Origin of the sequence: Salinispirillum sp. LH 10-3-1 (assembly GCF_030643825.1) — a bacterium.
Lineage (GTDB): Bacteria > Pseudomonadota > Gammaproteobacteria > Pseudomonadales > Natronospirillaceae > Salinispirillum.
The window spans coordinates 2,083,014-2,104,004 of record NZ_CP101717.1; the positions used below are offsets into that span (position 1 = coordinate 2,083,014).

Annotated in this window: 19 protein-coding genes; all 19 read right to left on the reverse strand. The window is 52.9% G+C overall.

The window, feature by feature from the left end; translation table 11 throughout:
- Window positions 1-35 precede the first annotated feature (35 nt).
- Window positions 36-1,334 (reverse strand): homoserine dehydrogenase, encoded by a 1,299-nt coding sequence (locus tag NFC81_RS09310; RefSeq protein ID WP_304994213.1) that lies wholly within the window; start codon window positions 1,332-1,334, stop codon window positions 36-38.
- A gap of 269 nt (window positions 1,335-1,603) precedes the next feature.
- Window positions 1,604-1,960 (reverse strand): 50S ribosomal protein L19, encoded by a 357-nt coding sequence (gene rplS / locus NFC81_RS09315; RefSeq protein WP_304994214.1) that lies wholly within the window; start codon window positions 1,958-1,960, stop codon window positions 1,604-1,606.
- 11 nt (window positions 1,961-1,971) lie between these two features.
- Window positions 1,972-2,730 carry a tRNA (guanosine(37)-N1)-methyltransferase TrmD gene (gene trmD / locus NFC81_RS09320; RefSeq protein ID WP_304994215.1) on the reverse strand — a complete coding sequence of 253 codons (759 nt, stop codon included), beginning with the start codon at window positions 2,728-2,730 and terminating at the stop codon, window positions 1,972-1,974.
- Between the two features lie 8 nt (window positions 2,731-2,738).
- Window positions 2,739-3,272, reverse strand: a complete 534-nt coding sequence (gene rimM, locus NFC81_RS09325; RefSeq protein WP_304994216.1) for a ribosome maturation factor RimM — start codon at window positions 3,270-3,272, stop codon at window positions 2,739-2,741.
- A 27-nt stretch (window positions 3,273-3,299) separates the two neighbouring features.
- Window positions 3,300-3,548, reverse strand: coding sequence for a 30S ribosomal protein S16 (gene rpsP / locus NFC81_RS09330; protein ID WP_304994217.1), 249 nt, complete (start codon window positions 3,546-3,548; stop codon window positions 3,300-3,302).
- Window positions 3,549-3,715: 167 nt separating this feature from the next.
- Window positions 3,716-5,245 carry a bifunctional diguanylate cyclase/phosphodiesterase gene (locus NFC81_RS09335; protein ID WP_304994218.1) on the reverse strand — a complete coding sequence of 510 codons (1,530 nt, stop codon included), beginning with the start codon at window positions 5,243-5,245 and terminating at the stop codon, window positions 3,716-3,718.
- Window positions 5,246-5,379: 134 nt separating this feature from the next.
- Entirely contained in the window at window positions 5,380-6,876 is a 1,497-nt protein-coding gene (gltX, locus tag NFC81_RS09340; protein ID WP_304994219.1) for a glutamate--tRNA ligase, read from the reverse strand.
- A 141-nt stretch (window positions 6,877-7,017) separates the two neighbouring features.
- Window positions 7,018-8,445, reverse strand: coding sequence for a glycoside hydrolase family 13 protein (locus NFC81_RS09345; RefSeq protein ID WP_304994220.1), 1,428 nt, complete (start codon window positions 8,443-8,445; stop codon window positions 7,018-7,020).
- A gap of 91 nt (window positions 8,446-8,536) precedes the next feature.
- Entirely contained in the window at window positions 8,537-10,153 is a 1,617-nt protein-coding gene (locus tag NFC81_RS09350) for a diguanylate cyclase (protein ID WP_304994221.1), read from the reverse strand.
- The gene (locus tag NFC81_RS09355) at window positions 10,150-12,162 is read right to left on the reverse strand and encodes a DUF3488 and transglutaminase-like domain-containing protein (RefSeq protein ID WP_304994222.1); all 2,013 of its coding nucleotides are present in this window, start codon (window positions 12,160-12,162) and stop codon (window positions 10,150-10,152) included. Before NFC81_RS09355 ends, NFC81_RS09350 begins: the two co-directional genes overlap by 4 nt.
- Window positions 12,155-13,114: a DUF58 domain-containing protein gene (locus NFC81_RS09360; protein WP_304994223.1), complete on the reverse strand. Its 960-nt coding sequence runs from the start codon at window positions 13,112-13,114 to the stop codon at window positions 12,155-12,157. Before NFC81_RS09360 ends, NFC81_RS09355 begins: the two co-directional genes overlap by 8 nt.
- Window positions 13,115-13,119: 5 nt before the next feature.
- The gene (locus NFC81_RS09365) at window positions 13,120-14,022 is read right to left on the reverse strand and encodes a MoxR family ATPase (protein WP_304994224.1); all 903 of its coding nucleotides are present in this window, start codon (window positions 14,020-14,022) and stop codon (window positions 13,120-13,122) included.
- Between the two features lie 72 nt (window positions 14,023-14,094).
- Window positions 14,095-15,285, reverse strand: coding sequence for an O-succinylhomoserine sulfhydrylase (locus NFC81_RS09370; RefSeq protein WP_304994225.1), 1,191 nt, complete (start codon window positions 15,283-15,285; stop codon window positions 14,095-14,097).
- Between the two features lie 71 nt (window positions 15,286-15,356).
- Window positions 15,357-16,886, reverse strand: a complete 1,530-nt coding sequence (gene purF / locus NFC81_RS09375; protein ID WP_304994226.1) for an amidophosphoribosyltransferase — start codon at window positions 16,884-16,886, stop codon at window positions 15,357-15,359.
- Window positions 16,887-16,906: 20 nt separating this feature from the next.
- Window positions 16,907-17,395 carry a CvpA family protein gene (locus NFC81_RS09380; protein WP_304994227.1) on the reverse strand — a complete coding sequence of 163 codons (489 nt, stop codon included), beginning with the start codon at window positions 17,393-17,395 and terminating at the stop codon, window positions 16,907-16,909.
- Window positions 17,396-17,404: 9 nt separating this feature from the next.
- Window positions 17,405-17,977, reverse strand: coding sequence for an SPOR domain-containing protein (locus NFC81_RS09385; RefSeq protein ID WP_304994228.1), 573 nt, complete (start codon window positions 17,975-17,977; stop codon window positions 17,405-17,407).
- Complete coding sequence (folC, locus tag NFC81_RS09390; protein WP_304994229.1) at window positions 17,970-19,208, reverse strand: bifunctional tetrahydrofolate synthase/dihydrofolate synthase; 1,239 nt, start codon at window positions 19,206-19,208, stop codon at window positions 17,970-17,972. The genes NFC81_RS09385 and folC overlap by 8 nt, the downstream gene beginning before the upstream one ends.
- A 2-nt stretch (window positions 19,209-19,210) precedes the next feature.
- A complete protein-coding gene (gene accD, locus NFC81_RS09395) occupies window positions 19,211-20,074 on the reverse strand; it encodes an acetyl-CoA carboxylase, carboxyltransferase subunit beta (RefSeq protein ID WP_304994230.1) in 864 nt (287 codons plus the stop codon).
- A gap of 101 nt (window positions 20,075-20,175) precedes the next feature.
- The gene (trpA, locus tag NFC81_RS09400) at window positions 20,176-20,985 is read right to left on the reverse strand and encodes a tryptophan synthase subunit alpha (RefSeq protein WP_304994231.1); all 810 of its coding nucleotides are present in this window, start codon (window positions 20,983-20,985) and stop codon (window positions 20,176-20,178) included.
- Window positions 20,986-20,991: the final 6 nt, after the last annotated feature.

Consider the following 20,991-nt stretch of genomic DNA (forward strand, 5'->3'; position numbering starts at 1 on the left):
GGGGCGGCATTATAAGCAATACCGCCCGAGGCATACTAGCCGTCGAGTTGTTCGACGCGAATGCGCGTGACTTGACCAATCACCGCCGTCTGCTCTTCCAACTGACCAATGGCACGGTTCATTTCTTGCTCTTTCACACGCTGTGTCAACAAGATCAAAGGCACGGTATCGTCACCGGGCTGTGGCTCTTTTTGAATGATGGCTTCGATGTTGATGCCATTGTCACTCAGAATATTGGCAATGCGCGCCATGACGCCCACTTCGTCGGTAACCTGCATGCGCAGATAGTAGCTGGTCACCACTTCCGACATCGGCACCACGTTTACGCCATCTGCCCAGCGGTGATACCCAAGGTGCGGGACGGGATGCGCCAAATCAACTTCGCGCGCCACATCAACGATGTCCGCAATGACCGAACTGGCGGTGGCTTCAGAACCGGCACCCGGGCCGTAGTACATGGTAGGCCCTACCGCATCTCCGTGGACCAGAATCGCGTTCAGTACACCGTTGACGTTAGCCAGCAAGCGCTGTTCAGGCACTAGTGTTGGGTGTACACGCATTTCAACGCCGTCTTTACCGCGCTTGGCGATGCCCAGGTGCTTAATACGGTAGCCCAGCTCTTCGGCGTATTGCACGTCTTCTTGGGTGATCTGCGTGATGCCTTCTGTGAACACACTCTCGAACTGCAAGGGTACGCCGTAGGCGATAGAAGCAAGAATGGTCAGCTTATGTGCCGCATCGATGCCTTCAACATCGAAGGTCGGGTCGGCCTCGGCGTAACCCAGCTCTTGGGCTTCAGCGAGCACATCATAAAAATTACGGCCCTTTTCGCGCATCTCGGTCAGGATGAAGTTGCCCGTACCATTGATGATACCGGCCAACCAATCGACTTCGTTGGCCACCAAGCCTTCGCGCAGCGCTTTGATGATAGGAATACCGCCCGCGACGGCGGCTTCAAAGGCCACCGTCACGCCTTTGGCCTCTGCTGCTTGAAAGATTTCATTGCCGTGCAGTGCGATCAAAGCCTTGTTGGCCGTCACCACGTGCTTGCCAGAGGCAATGGCTTCGAGCACCAAGTCTTTAGCGACCGTCGTGCCGCCAATCAACTCAACTACAATTTGCACGTCAGGGTCACGTACCACATCAAAGATATCACGCGACACCTTGTAACCAGCGGTGTGGCTGGCAGGATTGTCGCGACGCGTTCCAATATGGGTAATCTGAATATCACGGCCCGCACGGCGACTAATCGTCTCCTGATTGCGAGTTAATACATTGAATGTACCGCTGCCAACAGTACCCAGACCGCATATTCCGATATTAACGCGTTTCAAGGGAGAGAATCCTCTTACTGTGAGTGTGCTTTGATGTCAAAGCATGAGACAAAAAATCGAGCCGAAAACATACGTGTTTCGTGGCTTGCTGTCAATCTGAGTGGACATCCAAGATGGCGGCCGCCGCACGGCCAGCGAATTGGGTTGTGCCTCCGGCGCTCCACGGCAGGCCGGGGAGCGCCGAAGACCTACTCCCTAGTCCCTTGCCTTTCTGCCAAATAAAAAAAGGCGACCGAAGTCGCCTTTTTAAGTCAAACTGGATTAATGAATTAACCCAACTTTTCCTTGATGCGCGCGCTCTTACCAGAACGCTCACGCAGATAGTACAGCTTCGCTTTACGCACATCACCGCGGCGAATAACCTGGATGCTATCAACAACCGGGCTAAAAGTCTGGAATGAACGTTCAACGCCAACACCGTGAGAAATTTTACGCACAGTGAACGCTGAGTTCAGGCCGCGGTTACGCTTGCCAATCACTACGCCTTCATATGCCTGCAAACGCTCACGCGTACCTTCAACTACTTTTACCTGTACGACAACGGTATCACCCGCGCCGAACTCAGGAATTTCTTTACTCATCTGTTCAGCTTCGATCTGCTGAATGATCAAATTTTTGTTGCTCATCTTAATGGCTCCTATGGCTTGGTGACGTTCTCGGCGTGTTCACGCTGGAACTCACCCAACAAGGTTGTTTCTTCCGGAGTTAAAGGTCTGGCCTCTAACAAGTCCGGACGTTTTAACCAAGTTCTACCGAGCGCTTCTTTGAGTCGCCAGCGTCGAATCAACTCGTGATTCCCGCTCAACAACACTTCCGGCACTCGAATTCCATTGATCTCTTCAGGACGCGTATAATGAGGGCAGTCCAACAAACCCTGTGTAAAGGAATCTTCCACCGCTGACAATTCGTGTCCAAGAGCCCCGGGAACCAAACGGATCACCGAATCAATCATGGCCATGGCTGCCAGTTCACCGCCGCTTAGCACAAAATCTCCAACCGACCACTCCTCGTCTACTTCAGACTGAATGATCCGCTCGTCGATCCCCTCATACCGGCCACAGACCAATATGAGCTTCTCGCGTTGTGCTAATAACTCCACACCTGACTGAGTCAGCGGTCGCCCTTGCGGTGACAGGTAGATGGTAGTAGCACCTTCTCCTGCTGCCTGCTTAGCGGCCTGTATGGCGTCGCGCAGCGGCTGGAATTTCATCAGCATACCGGGGCCACCACCAAAAGGTCGGTCGTCTACGGTACGATGCCGGTCCGTTGTGTAATCACGCGGGTCCCAGAAATCCAGTGTAATCAGTTCTTTCTTAACCGCCCTGCTGGTCACACCGTGTTCGGTGATGGCCCGGAACATCTCGGGGAAAAGACTGATTATTCCTATCCACTTCATGAACCCAGTTAAAACTCCGGGTCCCAATCAACCGTGATCAATTCACGGTCAAGGTCTATCGACTTCACAACTTCATCCCAAATATAGGGAAGCAGTCGCTCTTGCTGGCTGTCGTCTGGCCGTTCGCTATGAACCACCATGACGTCGTTGGCTTTGCCAGCGCTCATCATATGATGCACACGACCCAGATTTACCCCATCCACTGTTTCCACAGTGAGCCCTTCCAACTGCCACCAGTAATAATCGCCGTCTTCCAGCTCTGGTAACATGCCACGTTCAATTTTGATCTCGAACCCAGCTAAGGCTTCGGCGCCCTCACGATCATCCACACCTTGAATGTGTGCAATCATGCCTTTGCCATGGGATTTACCCCGGTCTACATTCACCCAACGCTTTTCGCCATCACGCTCAATAAACCAGCGCTCGTAATCGAGAATCTGATCCATGGGATCGGTATGAGAAAAGATCTTCACCCATCCGCGCACACCGTAAACCGATGTAATTTTGCCCAGAGTAATGAGGTCTGTTGGTTTATGTTGCATCACTTACTACGCCCCGCATTCAGCAGATCATGCGGATTTTTTGAACTCTTTTATGAGTTGACTAACACGCTCAGTCGGCTGAGCGCCTTTACCTACCCAATAGTCGACGCGATCAAGGGCGATGCGCAAGCGCTCTTCCTGGCCACGGGCGATTGGGTTGAAGAAACCAATTTGCTCGATATGACGTCCATCACGTGGACGACGGCTATCTGCAACGGTCAAGTGGTAAAATGGGCGCTTTTTAGAACCGCCTCGTGCTAAACGTATAACTACCATCGCGTCCTCCTATCAGGGGTAGGCTTTGAAATCACCTACCGTTCTAGCTGCCGGGGTTAAGATACCCGAACCCTAAAACCGGATTATAAAAACACTGTGTTCTCAGCCATTAACAATGGCAAGGGCACAGCACGGGAGCGGCGATTATACGGTTTCAGCGAGGGAAATCAAGACACGTTGACGGTGGCTTCCATAAGTGCAGGTTGAGCGACGAAGGCGGCAAGTTCTCGCAGCGGCATCGGGCGTGCAAAGAGATACCCTTGAAATTCATTGCAAGCATGGTTCACCAAGAACGTTGCTTGCTGCTCTGTTTCAACGCCTTCGGCCACTACCCGCAAACCCAAAGCATGTGCCATAGCAATAATCGTACGTACAATCATACAGTCACTACTGCTGCCTGGAATGTCGCTGATAAAGGATTGATCAATTTTCAATTCTTGCACCGGCAGACTGCGCAACATGCTCAGCGACGAATAGCCGGTACCAAAGTCATCCACGGAAACCTGAAACCCGAGTTCGCGCAGTCCATTTAAGCACAGCAATGAGTTTTCCAGATTGTCCATGACCGCGGTTTCGGTGATTTCCAGCTGTACCCATTCGGGATGCACTTCATGACTAGAGAACAGCCCAGCGAGATGACTGACAGCGTAGTCACCCGCGACATCATTAGCAGACAAGTTCAAGGACATACGCGGTACCGATTGACCCAGCAAACCAGCACTCATTAATTCTTGCGAGGCACGTCGACAAACGAACTGAGTGACTTCACCAATCAGTCCCTGCTGCTCTGCCAAAGGAATAAAGACATCAGGCCTAACCGCTTGCCCGTCCTCCCTAACCCAACGAACCAGCACCTCCACACCGCTAATTCGTCGTGTTTTCGCGTCGAATTGTGGCTGATAAACCACACTCAATGCGTCGTCGGCCAAGGCCGTTTTAAAATCCAGCATCAGTTGCAGGCGCGAATGAACATCATCACCGTAATTTTGATTGTAGAGTCGAAACTGCCCTACCCCGGCGTGCTTGGCTTCATCAAGAGCAAGTGCAGCGGCCGCAATCAACGTTTTACCGTGTAAACCGTCCAACGGAAAGTGAGCAACCCCAACACTGGCACTTAGACCAACAGCGGGATGGTCAGGCAAACGAATCGCCCTGATCGCTGTGACCAGCTCGGTGATTAAGGGCACTAATTCGCTATCCCAATCAATATCGCGCAGCGAAACCGAAAATTCATCACCAGCAATACGCCCGATCACCGCCCGCGTATCAAACAAGTCACGCAAGGTATCCGCTGTGCGACGCAGGAGATCATCACCCACCGCATGGCCTGCTGAATTATTGATCTGCCGAAAGCCATCCAAATTAATATGCAGCAACGCAAGGTGCTCCCCTCCCTGCACAGCCAAACGCAATTCATTCTCCAGTTCGCGACGAAACATGTGACGATTTAACAACTGGGTTAAGACATCTCGCTCAGAGAGCGCCTTCTCACGCAGTATTGCCGAGCGCGCCAAAAAGAAGAACAAAACGCCCGTCATGACGACGAAAAACCAGCCTTTATAGGTTTGCAGGCGCGACAATGCCTCTGCGCTATCAACAACGCGCTCCAACGCTTGATCAGAGAATAGGATCCACAGAACGCCCAAGATGATATAAATCAGTGCAAGACGCAATGCGGTGATATTGACAGTAGGCATAATGAACCATGAGGCTACGAGGAGTGTCCTTATACCTACAAGGTAGCAGAGAATTCGAACAGTGGCACTTTAATGCGGGCGAAAAAAACCTCCGCGCCAATCGGCTACGGAGGCTTTAAGTTCTCACACGTTGATCAGTCCATAAATTGACCGATGGTCGCAAACTCGTCTTCCAACGCCTTCAACTCTTTCTTGCTGTAGACATCAAACAACGACAACGCATGGCGTAACCGCGCACGAACCATATCTGGGCCCAGAATCACCATGGCGTCCAGCACCGATACAGAGCGTGGAGAGCCTGTAATGGCCACGAAGAAGGGGAATAATACATCTTTCAATTTGACGCCCAGATGCTCACCAATGCCTTTTACGTCGGCCATGATGTGCTCTTTGTCCCAATGGCGCTCGGTTTCCAACTTCCACAGGCTGAGCTGCAGTATCTTACGCGTCAGCTCTGAATCGATTTTCTTGTGCTCAAAGTCGGAGGCCGAGATAGTCGGCATGCCGGCAAAGAAAAACGACGCCAAGGGCGCGACATCACTCAAGCGCTCAACGCGCTCACGCACCAGCGGCAGGAACTGCATGATGTAATCTTGGTTATAAGCCCATTGCATCAGGCGCTGCGCGAACTCTTCGTCGCTCAGGCTTTCTCGCAGATAGCGTCCGTTCAGCCAGTCTAGTTTTTCGGTATCGAATACCGGACCACCTAAGGACACACGACTGATGTCGAAGTTCTTGATCATCTCGTCGAGGGTGAATTTCTCCTCACCATCCGGCATGGTCCAACCCATCATACCCAGATAGTTCAGCAAGGCTTCTGGCAAGATACCCAGGCGACGGTAGTAGTCGATTGACGTCGGGTTCTTGCGCTTCGACAATTTGGACTTGTCGGCGTTACGCAGCAACGGCATGTGGAAAAACTGCGGCGCTTCCCAGCCGAAGTACTGGTACAACAAAATGTGTTTCGGCGTTGAAGAAATCCACTCCTCACCACGGATAACGTGGGTGATCTCCATGAGGTGGTCGTCTACCACGTTTGCCAAGTGATAGCTTGGCAGGCCGTCTGACTTCAGCAACACCTGCATGTCGACCTGTTTCCATTCGATTTCAATGGGGTCACGCAACATGTCGCGTACTTCACAGGTGCCTTCACGTGGTACGTCCATGCGAACTACAGACTTTTCGCCCGCCGCATGGCGTTCAGCTACTTGTTCTTTGGACAAACCCTTACAACGGCCATCGTAACCCGGCGGTTGACCGTTAAGACGCTGTTCGCGACGCATCGCATCAAGGCGTTCTGACGTACAGAAGCAATGGAAGGCATGGCCTTCATCAACCAACTGATCGGCGTATTTGCGGTAGATTTCCGACCGGTCACTTTGGCGATACGGACCGTGTGGGCCACCTTTGTCCGGACCTTCATCCCAGCTCAAACCCATCCAGTTCAGGGCGTTCAGTATGGCCTGTTCAGATTCTGGCGTGCTGCGTTGCTGATCGGTGTCTTCGATGCGCAAGATAAACTCACCGCCCTGGCTTTTCGCAAAAGCACGATTAAACAGCGCGATATAAGCGGTACCGACATGGGGATCACCGGTGGGTGACGGCGCGACGCGGGTGCGAACTTTAGCCATGGATCCTCTTTACTCCGATCAGGTTGAGTAAGCACGGCCACACAGGCAGTGCTTACGAGTGTAATTTAAGACCAGGCATTATAAGGAAGCTGCCGCGTTAAAGCGAGGGTAGCGTTGCTCTGTATGGGCGGGTACAAACCCCTACGCCGTATAGAGCACAACAGCCTGCTCACCTAACAAAACCTGCTCAGCAGCGGATTCAGGAACCACGCCAGATAACAAGGCACGACTGAGTGGCTGGTCAGTTCGGTTGTAAACTACCCAAGCCTGCTGATCGCCCAGCACCCGTGTCGCCAGCAAGACATCATCGTTGAGCGCCGATAGAGCAACATTTCCCCGCCGAAGTATGGGCCACTGATGACGAGCGTGGCACAGCAGAGTGACCTGTTCCCTCATACTGACATCCATGACTTCCGGCTGGTGCCACGGAAAGGCTTCGCGGCAATCCGGGTCGTTACCGCCGGTCATGCCCACTTCGGTGCCGTAGTAAATGCACGGCGCGCCCGGCATGGTCAACACAAAGGCCAACGCCTGCATCAGAGCCGTTTTATCGCCTTGGACCAACCACAAGGCGCGTGGCATGTCGTGACTATCGAGCATATTGAGTTGCACCTGGGTTACCGGCCAGCTGTACCACTCCAACACCGTCGACGCTCGCTTAGCCATGGAAGGTGCGGTTTCCGGGGTATAGTCCAAGTGATTCTGTTTATAGTCGAGACGTAACGAGTCAGCACCAAAAAACGACAATGCGGCGGTGCCCAACGGGTAATTCATAACTGCGTCGTATTGATCACCTTGCAACCAATGATCGGCCTTGTCCCAAATTTCACCCACGATATAAGCTTCTGGGTTGATAGCCTTTACCCGTTGGCGGAACTCACGCCAGAAGCTGTCGTCTTCAATCTCGTGTGGCACATCCAACCGCCAGCCATCAATGCCTTGACGAACCCAGTACTCAGCCACCTCAAACAAGTAGGCCCGTACGCCGGGATTGTCGGTATTAAACTTGGGTAACGCAGGTAGATCCCACCAACCATGATAGTTCAGCTCCTCCTCCCCGTGCCTAGGATAAGGATTAAGTGGCCAGTCCTTAATGTGGAACCAGTCTACATAAGGTGAGTCGGGACCATTTTCGAGTATGTGGTGAAACGCCCAAAACCCACGACTGGCATGATTAAATACGCCATCCAACACCACCTTGATGTCGCGTTGATGAGCCTCAGCCAGTAACTCGGTAAAGGCCTCATTACCACCCAACAAGGGATCAACCTGAAAGTAATCAAAAGTATGGTAGCGATGGTTGCTTGCAGAACTGAAGATGGGGTTGAGATACAAGGCGTTAATGCCTAGGGCTTTTAAGTAGTCGAGCTGATCAATTATGCCGTAAAGGTCGCCACCTTGATACCCTTGCTCAGCGGCGGGCGTGCCCCAGGGTTTAAATTGAATACCCGGCAGTTCGGGCGCGCGCGAACTACGTGCAAAGCGATCGGGAAAAATCTGATAAAAGATGGCGTCTTTTACCCACTCTGGGGTGATGATTTCGGGGGTTGCACTGGTCTTCGTCGACATACCTGACTCCTATCATCTATAGAGGCATTCTGCCAGTGCCTATTGGCGAAATGGAGTTGGAATGCCTCAGGGGTTGGACTTAAACAACCCCTTAGCTGGCCAGTTCAATACGCGATCGTCCATTTTCCTTGGCCGTGTAAAGCGCTTCGTCGGCACGAACCGACAATGAGGACACCGCTTCACCACTCAGCAATTCCGCCACACCCACACTGAAACTGCAATTGATATCGCCCTCTCCAACGGGATGGCGCACTTCAATAAAGGCTTGCAGCATGTCCTGCATGACCAAGGCGGCATCGGTGCCCGGGGTTTCGGGCATGATCACCACGAATTCCTCACCACCGTAACGCCCAATGATGTCAGTCTTGCGCAGTCGTTGCCGCAATAAGAGCGACAGACTTTTCAGCACCCTATCGCCTACTGGGTGACCATAGGTGTCGTTCACTGTCTTGAATTTATCCAAGTCGATCATGACAAAGGACAACGGCGATTTTTGGCGTTCGGCTTTTTGTACTTCGACCTGTAAGCGTTGCAGTATATGACTGTGGTCATACAAACCCGTTAGGCTGTCGCGTTCCATCCAGGTGCGAATGGCGCGATTGCGTTTGCAACGATGTTGCACTGTGGCAACCAGTATCTCAGGACGTACCGGCTTAGTCAGAAAGTCATCCCCGCCTTCCGCCAAGGCGGCCATTTGCTTCGCCACATCCTCTTCGGCGGACAAGAATATAATGGGCAGTCGATCATATTGTGGTTGTTGGCGTAGCACGGTCGCCAGCTCTACGCCATTGCATTGCGGCATATACATGTCCATCAAAATCATATCTGGGCGGAACTCATCGATATGTTCGAACAGCGTCATGGGGTCGAGCACCGCTTGCGTGATGATACCCACAGCATTCAATGTGTGTCCGGCATGCATCGACTGCGTTTTCGAATCGTCGACAATCAATACGCGATACGGGTCCGGTACGATGGTGTGAGCGTCGCGCTCCAAACGTTCCACCACTCGCATCAACGAGAGGTCGTTATCAATGAAGCCTTTGCCTCCGACGCGCATGGCTTGCAGGCGCTGCATGATAGACGGCACTTCCTTATGATAAAAAATAACCGGAATCTTATGCGCTTGATCGTGCTGTAACTCACGGATTAAGTTGAAACCGCCGTCTACGCCATGAAAATTCATATCAATCAGAATTGCCAACGGTCGTCGGTAAGCACGCGCCTTTTGCAAACTCTCAGGGTCTGGGGTCAATTCCGCTTGAATACCAAAGGACAGCAACTGCTGCACCACGGCTTGAGCCATTTCAGGCTGCTCAATGGCCACATAAACGTCTTGACGAATGAACGCCGCCTTACCAGGTACTTTACTATCGCTATGACGTGCCGCTAACTGTGTCAATTGGCTGATATAATCGGCCAATTCGGCAATCACATTACTTTGCGGCGCTCGACTGGCTGAACAATTGTTAACCAAACCACGCACCGCAGCGGCCAACACAGCAATATCCGGTTGGTCATAACGTTGTGCTGATTTTTCCAAGCGCAACAGTCGACTGCAAAATACAGTGAACCAATCTTCCTGCCATTGTTGCGTGCGCAGACCATACCACTGGTCCACCAAACCGCGGGCATCACTGATCACACGTCGGCCGAAGTGACGCTGCAGTTCTTTTACCATTTGTTTTTCGTTGCGCAACTCAGTCATCGTCTTGTGATTCGCTCTAAATGCTGCAAATGAAATCGTGCCAAACGCTGAAGCTCGGGATCGCCTGATTTTTTACCATAAACTAACGGCAGGTAGGCGGCGGCAAATAACGACAATGCCGCAGCCAGTTCGGGATCTTGCGCCTCAAGACGCGCAACCCATAATTTGAACCCCTGATGATCCGGCAAATTAGGTGCTCTACGCTGACAATACTTGCGGGCTCGATACTCCAGACCACGAACTCCAAACTTATACTTATTTTTATCCACTAGCAGAACAATATACCAACTTCCAAACAGTGCCAGGAAGATAAAAAGTGTAACAACCGCTACCGACGTCACACTCTGGTGAGTTAGCCAGCGCTGCCAGATACCGGCTTGATCCTGATCGGAAAAATTCAGTACCCAACGTTGCCAGTTGTATTGCACTCCATCCCAATGCCAATAAAGTTGTTGTATCCAAGGCGATCGGTCTTCACTGAACCAATTGTTGCGCAGCAATGCACCCGCTTCGGCAACGGAACTGTCCAGTTGGAATTCAATACGATCTGGTGCCACCATGGCCGTGGGATCGAAACGCTGCCAGGCGTCATCCAACCACACCTCCGCCCAAGCATGCGCTTCGCGCTGGCGAACACGTAAATAACTTCCGTCGGCGCTGCGCTGTCCTCCTAAGTACCCTACAACAACACGTGCTGGTATGCCTGCGGCGCGCAACATAAAAACAAAGGCCTCAGCGTAATGCGCACAAAACCCTGCTTGTTGGGTAAAAATAAAATCGTCAATGCTGTCATTGCCCGCCATAGCAGTCGGTTGCAAGGTATAGCGAAAGTCTTCCCCGGCAAACAACCGCATCACCTGCCATGCGAAGTCATGATCATCCGCGCTGGCACGATGCATTTCTTGAGCCAGAGCACGGACTCTGGGGTTTCCGGTATCCGGTAAGTGCAGTGCGCTTTGTCGTTGCGACGACTGGTCTGGCCACACAACGGCATCCGCTGCCTCCGCGGTCAGACGGTCAGCACGCTTTAAATCTTCTCGCCATACCAAGCGCTGGTCACCCGTGCGCACAGCATTGGCACTGTAGCCTGCCAGCAGATGCTCCAGCGTTGGTATCCAGCGTTGCCCAGTTGGCGCAAGCGTCAACTCATAAGTCCACCGTTCAGCGTCCTGGGCCGCCACCAAAGCACTTGAAGACTGCAAATTCTGGCGACCGGGCAAGTCGCCTCGCTCCGCCGACTGATACCACCGTCTACCACTGTAGTAATCAAGCGTCATGACGCGCCAATACAGTGCCGATGGTGGCGGCATATCTCCCACAAACTGCGCCCGGAAAACCAACTCATCAGACTGTACTAACTGTGATATCTCACCTGGCGACATGGTACTGGAAATGCCCGTACGTGCCACATCAGAAGACAAAGGCATGCGCCAAAGTGGCTCTAAACGCGGAAACAGCAAAAACAGCGCCACCATGAAAGGAGCTGTAATCAATAACGCTTGCGCCGTCATTCGCCACCCATCCAACAACCGCAAACCCACAGGGGCATGCATTGCCGCCAACGCCAACAAACAAACACTGGAGCCGAGCGCGGCATAAAGCGCGTAGCCCATCCCTTGATCCAATAAGAAAAAGCAAGCCAACAAGAAAATGGCCATCAGCACCACGAGCAAAGCATCACGGTAGGTCTTCATTTCCAACAGTTTCAAGGCGCCACCGATGTAGGCCACTGCAATATAGAACTCCAGAGATGTAGGCCTAAAGCCAGCAAGTACCAACAAGACCGGTAGGACCAGTATTACCAACAGCTTCGACCACACCGACCAGGTACGCAAGCGTCCGCGCAGCACTCCCCATTGCCAAAAACTACTGACTAAGGGAACCGCCACTACCCAGAATGGCAATAGCAGGAAGGCTGGCACGGCCAGCATCACCTGCACACCCTGCAACAACAGCAAAACTTTCTGCCATTGCACGGTGCTGAGTTTGACCGTCGTGACGTCAGACATCGTCTTGTTCACCCATGATCGCCAACCGGGAGAGGCAGTTATGGAGGTGCTCAACACCAGAAGATAACGGTATAATTTCATTGCCTAGCTGTAATGACCACGCCTGATCTGCCGTCAGTGCTTCCGTCATCCAAAAGCTCAGTTGTTCGAGGCCACGCTCTATCGGCAAGTGTTCAACCTGTTGTAACGAGAACGCTTGCGTTGTCACACCCTCAGGCGGCGCAGTCTTGACCATCATGACGCCACGCCGCGCATAGTGTCGCCAAAGGACACGCCGAGGCGCATCCCCTACCTGATAGGGCCTTGAATGGTCCAAATCTGCGCTACCGGGTGGCCGCTGCAGCGCTGATGTCTCGCCGTCCCCACTCTCTACACTAGGGATAGCTTGATGATCGATCGGCAGAGGCCAGACAATGGCTTGCTGGTCAGGTTGAAACCAGGTCCAAGCCGTAACCCATCCGAAGGGAAAGCGTGTTTCGACGCGCAGACGCGGCGCAGCGTGGCGGCCACGGCGCTGATAAATCACACCCGTCACAACCTCGCCAACAAAAGATGGTCCTACCCGTTCCAGAAAAGTCACTTCATCCGCATTCAATACACGCACTCCATAGTGGGTATGTTGCCCCTCTACACTCCAGTGATGCTCTATGCGCTGGCCCACAAAATCCCGTCCGCTGACACCCGCTCGCAGCAGTACACCCGACAAGTTTTGGAAGGTCATCAGAATCGACAACACAAAGATCGCCGCTAGCCAAAATGCGAAGGCCAGCATGAGGTTATTTTGATAATTCGTCCCCAGCACAAAAATCAGCAACACCAGCGCCAAGAAGCTCAGGCCATAACGATTGGGCATGATGAATATCTGCCGCTGCCCCAGTTTTACCTGACGTGCGGCGGGTGTACGGCGTTGTATGCTGGTCTCGATGTATTGCTGCAAGAAAGCGATAAACATAATGGTTAAAGCGGCGTGTCAGCAAGAATGGCCTTTGCCAAGCGTTCGCCACTGTCACCTTGCCGAGTTTGCAGCCGGTGTCGTGCCACACTGACAAACACCGCTTGGATATCATCCGGCTGCACGTAGTCACGGTCGTCCAATAGCGCCCACGCTTGCGCACACCGCACCAAGCCAAGTGCCGCACGGGGTGAAAGACCGAGGGTAATGTCGGCATGGTGGCGCGTCGCATCAATAAGACGCTGTACGTAGTCGAGCAGTGGTTCACTGAGATGGACATTACTGACTTGCTGTTGCAGCACCTGCAGACGCTCGGGGTTCAACACTGCCTGTACATCACGCCAAGAGGTATGGCTAGATTGACCAGAAAGCAAACTGCGTTCAACTTTGGGGTCAGGATAGCCGAGGCTGGTTGAGACCAGAAAGCGATCTAACTGAGATTCAGGTAAGGCCTGTGTGCCGGCCATATCTAAGGGGTTCTGTGTCGCAATCACCACAAAAGGCTGAGGCAACGGGAAGGTCTCACCTTCGAGACTCACTTGCCCCTCTTCCATCGCCTCTAACAACGCAGACTGGGCCTTTGGCGAGGCTCGATTCAATTCGTCCGCCAACAATACATTGGTGAATACCGGGCCTTTGATCACGCTGAAAGTTTGCGTATCAGGGCGAAAAACCGCGCCACCCAGAATGTCGGCAGGGACTAAATCTGAGGTAAATTGGATGCGACGAAAGTTCAAGCCTAGGGCGCCGGCGAGGGCATGACTCAGGGTGGTTTTTCCGACCCCCGGCACATCCTCGATTAATAAGTGGCCACGTGCCAAGACGGTCGCCACGGCGAGACGAATTTGCTGTGGCTTACCTTGCACGGCACGAGCGACTTCATCCAGGGTTTCCTGCAACAGAGACAATCCAAACTCCTTCAAGGGCATCAGTAACCAAGGTACGCGGCGCCGGAGTGTATTGGATGCTTTCTCTGATGTTTAGATCAAGGCATCCAGTCCGCGCGCCAAGTCCGCCTTGATATCATTGATATCTTCCAAACCAACAGACACTCGAATCAAACCGGGCACAATACCTGCCCGCGCTTTTTCTTCGTCACTCACGCGGGCGTGTGTGGTCGTTGCTGGATGCGTAATGGTGCTCTTAGCATCACCTAAATTAGCCGTAATGGACAGGAACTCGGTCGCATTGATGACGTGCCATGCGTTTTCTTTACCTTTGTCGCCACCCTTCACCACAAAGGCCAGCACGCCACCAAAGCCGCGTTGTTGTCGCTTCGCCAATTCGTGGCCAGGGTGGGAAGGTAGGCCGCAGTAGTGCACGCGCTCGACGGCCGGATGCGCATCCAGCCATTCAGCCAACTGCTGTGCGCTCTCACAGTGCGCTTTCATGCGCAGACTGAGCGTCTCTAAGCCCTTGAGAAATATCCATGCATTAAACGGACTCATTGATGGTCCCGCAGAACGCAGAAAACCGACAACTTCATCGATCAAAGCACGGGGGCCACACACTGCGCCACCCAGGGCTCGACCTTGCCCGTCGATGTACTTGGTTGTGGTATGAACCACCAAGTCTGCGCCCAAAGCCGCCGGGTTTTGCAAGGCCGGAGAGCAGAAGCAATTATCAACAGCCAACCACGCGTCGTGTCCGTGGGCCAGTTCAGCCAAGGCGGCAATATCCGCCACGTCATTGAGTGGATTGGATGGTGTTTCGGCAAAGAACAAACGAGTGTTAGGACGAATGGCCTTAGCCCAATCATCGAGGTTGGTCAGTGAGACATAAGTAATTTCTACGCCAAACTTCGCTAGGTACTTATTAAACAAGACGGTCGTCGAACCGAAGATGCTGCGGGACGCCACAATATGATCGCCTGACTGCAACAGCCCCATACAGACAGACAGGATTGCCGCCATTCCGGACGCCACACCAACGGCCGCCTCGGTACCTTCCATCGTGGCCAAGCGCTCTTCAAACATGGCAACGGTTGGGTTGGTGTAGCGACTGTAGACGTTACCTTCTGCTTCACCGGAAAAACAGTCTGCTGCATGCTCGGCGGAATCAAAAAGGAAGCTGGCAGTCATATAGAGCGCTTCCGAATGTTCACGCTCCGCTGAACGGCGCTGTCCTGCCCGCACGGCTTGTGTGGCCTGCCCTTTCTTCGACCAATCCATCTTTAAAACCTCATATTGACGTATTGCCCCGGAGCAGCGCCGTCGCGTTCCACCAACGAATGAGCAAAACGCTACTCCTCGTTATCATCATTGTGTAAATCTATCAAAGCACTGTCGTCGGTACCATCCGTCTTCGTCGTTTTAGCCGAATCATTGCGCCGCTGCTGCAACGCTTGCAGGTATTCTGGCGTAATATCACCAGTGACGTATTCGCCGTTGAATACCGAGCACTCGAAATCTACCACAGAAGATTTACGCGTACGCGTAGCCAGTATCAAATCCTCCAGGTCTTGGTAGATCAACTTGTCGGCGCCGATTTCCTGTTGTATTTCTTCCACTGTGCGGCCGTGCGCAATCAATTCAGAGGTAGCCGGCATATCGATGCCGTAGACATTGGGAAACCGAATAGCAGGCGCGGCAGAGGCGAAATAAACCTTCGCAGCACCGGCATCGCGGGCCATTTCAATGATCTGCTCACAGGTGGTACCGCGCACAATGGAGTCATCAACGAGCAATACGTTTTTGCCTTTAAACTCCAATGAAATGGGGTTGAGCTTCTGCTTCACTGACTTACGGCGCTGTTGCTGACCGGGCATGATGAAGGTGCGGCCGATGTAGCGGTTTTTAATAAAACCTTCGCGGAATTTCACGCCAAGCTGGTGCGCCAACTGCAGGGCCGACGTACGGCTCGTGTCGGGAATGGGTATTACCACGTCAATGTCATGATCAGGCCATTCCCGCTGAATTTTACCCGCCAAGGTTTCACCCATGCGCAAACGCGATTTATAAACCGAAATACCATCAATAATCGAGTCAGGACGCGCGAAATATACGTGCTCAAAAATGCAGGGCGTGAACTTCTCTACAGCATGACATTGGTGTTGATGCAGGACGCCATCCGCGTCAATGTAAACGGCTTCGCCCGGTTTTATGTCAGCGATCAACTCGAATCCCTGTGCATCCAGCGCCACACTCTCGGAAGCAATCATGTACTCAATGCGCCCATCAGCCAACACGCGCTGACCATAAACGGCCGGACGAATGCCATGCGGATCGCGGAACGCCAACATGCCATGCCCGGAGATCATAGCAACCGCCGCATAGGCACCCTCACAACGCGTCATTACACCGGCTACAGAAGCAAAGATATCATCCGGTGTGGGCGTCAATTTACCACGCTGCTGCAACTCGTGAGCGAGTGCGTTCAACAGCACTTCTGAGTCAGAGGTGGTATTGATGTGACGCAAATCACTCTTATACAAACCGGGAGTCAAATCATCGGCATTGGTCAAATTACCGTTGTGAGCGAGCACGATGCCGTAGGGAGAGTTAACGTAGAAGGGCTGGCTTTCGGAGGAGCTAGAAGAGCCAGCAGTAGGATAACGCACATGACCAATGCCCTGCGTCCCGACCAAACGCTGCATATGACGGGTACGGAACACATCACGCACCATACCATTACTTTTGCGTAAAAAGAATTTACCGCCCTGCTCCGTGACTATACCTGCGGCATCCTGTCCCCGGTGTTGCAACACCGTCAATGCATCATACAAAGACTGGTTGACGGGTGAGTACCCGTAAATACCTACTATACCGCACATAGTTCTATCTCACTTTCGATTTATCGGCTGAGCTCAATCACTTTTTCGGACGCACTTTGCACGTACTGTCCGGTCCAACTGATCAAGGGGTCTATCCAGGGAACAAATAATGAGGTGTGCCAGAGTGTATCCAGCGCAAACAGCTTAGCGACTGCCAACAAAGCAACCACGATCAAAAATCCACGCAATAACCCAAATACGATGCCTAAGGTGCGATCTAGACCGGACAAACCCGTCATGCGCACCAACTCACCTACTAGGTGGTTAATCATGGCACCGACGATCAGAGTAACAATGAACAAGATCGCGAACGCTGCCGCCAGACGCCAGCTGTCGGTGGCAATCATGCCAGTCATCAGCCCTGCCAGCCGCTCGCTGAATAAGCTGGCCACGATCAGTGCAGCCGCCCAAGACAGCAGGCTGAGCAACTCTTTTACAAATCCACGTTTAAGACTGACTAAGGCCGACACCACGACGATAACAACAATGATCCAATCGATGACCGCCATGATTACTCCTTAAGGCTGGAACCGAACCACCAAGGTCGGCAGGTTAAACTCTTCCGACAGAATATCTTTCTTAAGCCGTACACGATCATGATCCGGATCGGGCCCGACCATAACCTGAGTCAACAAGCTGCCGTCGGACAGTACGGTTTCTTTGGTATAAGCCTCATAGCCAGCGGTGCGCAGCTCGTCAAGCAAACGACGCGCGTTATCAGCTTGCCTAAAACTGCCCATCTGTACCGACCAAGCGCTGATCTCGCCTGTACTTTCCTGCGTGTAAGCCAGCTGACGCGGCGCGGAATCTGATGCCGCTGGCGTCGGTGGTGGCGCCTCTGCGCGTTGCTCCGGTGTCGGATCGGCGTTAATGAGCTGATCAACCCGTTGCGTCAACTCGGCAACGGCGACAGGGGCATCATGATCTACATCAATAGGTCGGGTGACTGAGAGCTCTGGAGGGGGAGGTATGTCGGTAATGCGGGCTTCAGGCAAGCGGCCCTGCCCCGTAAACAGCACAGGCAAGGCAAGTAACAGGAAGACACTCAACACAAGAGCGCCAACCAGTCGTTTTTTTTGCGTATTATCCATGCTGATTGTTTGGCATATGATTCAGTGCATCGGCTACGGTGTGAAAGGAACCGCAAACCAATACAGGTTGCTGACGATTCGGCTCTAGTGCGTCTAAAGCAGCGGCAACGGAATGATGACAAACCACATCCATTAAACCCGTCCGCTCGGCCAGTTCTTTCGCTTGCTGACCGCGGCTACCTGTCAAAGTCACCAAGTGCCAGTCCGGCTCCAAACGCGCGAGCGATTGTACTACACCGCTGGCGTCTTTGTCCTTTAGCATTCCTAAAATTATTGTCCACTGTGCACTAACATGCTGCAACTGACGAACAACATAGTCGGCTGCATGGGGATTATGTGCCACATCAAGCCAAATCTCGTTGCCGTGCCATGCAAGCCGCTGCAATCGGCCAGGCATACTGGTGTTCTGCAACACCGCAGTCACCTTCTCACGCTGCAAGGCAATACCCAGCAATTCCAGGGCGCGCAACGCCAACAAGGCACTGGGATAGGGTAAGAGCGGCCATGGTAAATCGTCCAGCTGCTGGTGCGACCCAACAAAACGCCAGGCTCCGGGCTCCCTAGGCAACTGTGTATCAACGAACGTCAGCTGACAGCCATTAATCAGTGCCACTTGAACAAAGGCTTCCGGGCAATCGGTACGCCCCACCAACAACGGCTTGCCCGGTCGGGCAATCCCCGCTTTCTCACGCGCGATACCTGCGATGTCATCACCCAGCCAATCGACATGATCAAGCCCGATTGAGGTCACAATAGCGCAGTCGGTATCCAGCGCATTGACGGCATCCAAACGCCCGCCGAGCCCAACTTCCAACACCATGTAATCCAACGCCGCATCGGCGAACAACCTGAAGGCTGCCAGTGTGGTGAATTCGAAATAGGTCAGGGAGGTATCACCACGGGCTTTTTCCACCGCCGCCAAGGCTTGCACCATAGCCTCTTCCGTCACCGGTGTACCCTGAACGGCTACACGCTCGGTGAAATGGAGAAAATGAGGCGAGGTATAGAGACCAACACGATAACCATGTGCTTGCAGCAAAGATGCCGTTAGCGTTGCCGTTGAGCCTTTACCGTTGGTACCGGCCACGGTAATGATCTTGCACGCGCCAAAATCAAGAGCCATGCGCTGCTGCACGGCCATTTGACGGTCGAGACCCAAATCAATTTCAGAAGGATGTAGGCTCTCCAACCAAGAGAGCCATTCCGCGAGACTGCTGTGCGGCGAGGGCATGATCAGGCTGCAGCGAGGTGCATCATCTTGCGAATCTGACGGGCAATGACCGGACGCAAGTCTTTACGAGCGACAACCATATCCAAGGCACCATGCTCCATCAGGAACTCGCTACGCTGAAAGCCCTCAGGCAGTTTTTCACGTACGGTTTGCTCGATTACACGCGGGCCGGCGAAACCGATTCGCGCACCGGGTTCTCCGATATTGAGGTCACCCAGCATCGCCAGGCTGGCCGACACACCACCGTAACAGGGGTCAACCAGTACAGAAATGTACGGTAAACCTGCTTTTTTCATTTTCTCAATGGCCGCAGAGGTTTTGGCCATCTGCATCAGAGAGAACAAGGCCTCCTGCATCCGTGCGCCGCCCGATGTAGGGAAACACACCAACGGTAACTTGTGCTCCAAGCAGACATTAACCGCGCGCACGAATTTCTCGCCGACCACCGAACCCATAGAGCCGCCCAAGAATGTGAAATCAAACGCCGCCACGACAACGGGCACACCCTCAACCTTACCCTTATAAACCACCAAAGCATCACGATTGCCGGTTGCTTTTTGAGCAGCCAACAAGCGGTCTTTGTATTTTTTGGAATCTTTGAATTTCAAACGGTCAACCGGCTCTACATCAGAGGCGATCTCTACCCTGCCGTCTTCATCCAGGAAAGTACTGATACGACGATTGCCCGAAAGAATCATATGATGATCACATTTTGGGCAAACGTTCAGATTTTTTTCCAATTCAGGACGGTATAACACAGATTGACAGCTGGGACATTTTTCCCACAACCCTTCTGGCACATTCGCTTTGTCGCGACTGTCGGAACGGATAATGGACGGTACAAGTTTGTCCAACCAGCTGCTCATTCTATACTCCTAATCTGTTAACCATGGCTGTTAAGGCACATTTTAATGCCATCATAGCGACTGTTCCCGGTAAAACCAATGTCGGCTCTATATTAACGAAATTATGCGTGATCCATCGCCTGCCTCATATCGGCAATTATGGCAGACACTTGTGATGAAATTTCAACAGCTCCAGCCGTTTGCAGATCCGCCACCACCGAGACCAAAGCAGACCCTACGATCACCCCTTCCGCTACGCGACTCACCGCTGCCGCATCCGCCGGCGTCTTGATACCAAAACCAACCGCCAACGGTAAGTCGGTGAACTGCCGCAATCGATTCAGCTGCTGCGCCACATGATCGACGTCAAGCGTGCTCGCGCCAGTCACCCCCTTAATGGAGACGTAGTACACATAGCCAGAGCTTTGCGCACAGATTGTTTTCGCCCGGCTTTCAGATGTGGTCGGGGTCAGCAGGAAAATAGTATCCAACTCTTTAGCGTGCAACTTGTCCGTCAGCTCTTGGCACTCTTCTGGTGGCATATCGACCACCAGTACACCATCGACACCCGCTGCAACCGCAGAGTCCACAAAACGATCATAACCCATGAATTCAACGGGGTTCATATAGCCCATCAACACCACCGGGGTAGCAGTATCGGTTTCACGAAAGCGACCCACCAGCGCCAAGACATCATTGAGCCCCACACCCTGGCGCAAGGCCCGCTCATAAGCCAATTGAATCGTGGGGCCGTCAGCCATAGGGTCGGAAAACGGTACCCCCAGTTCAATGATATCAGCACCTTTAGCGACCAGTTCATGCATCAGCATCAGTGTGGTATCAAGGTCTGGATCGCCCGCCGTGATGTAGGGAATCAGCGCCTTGCGCCCTGCGGTTTTCAAGTCCGCAAATACTTGTTGAATACGACTCATGTTCGA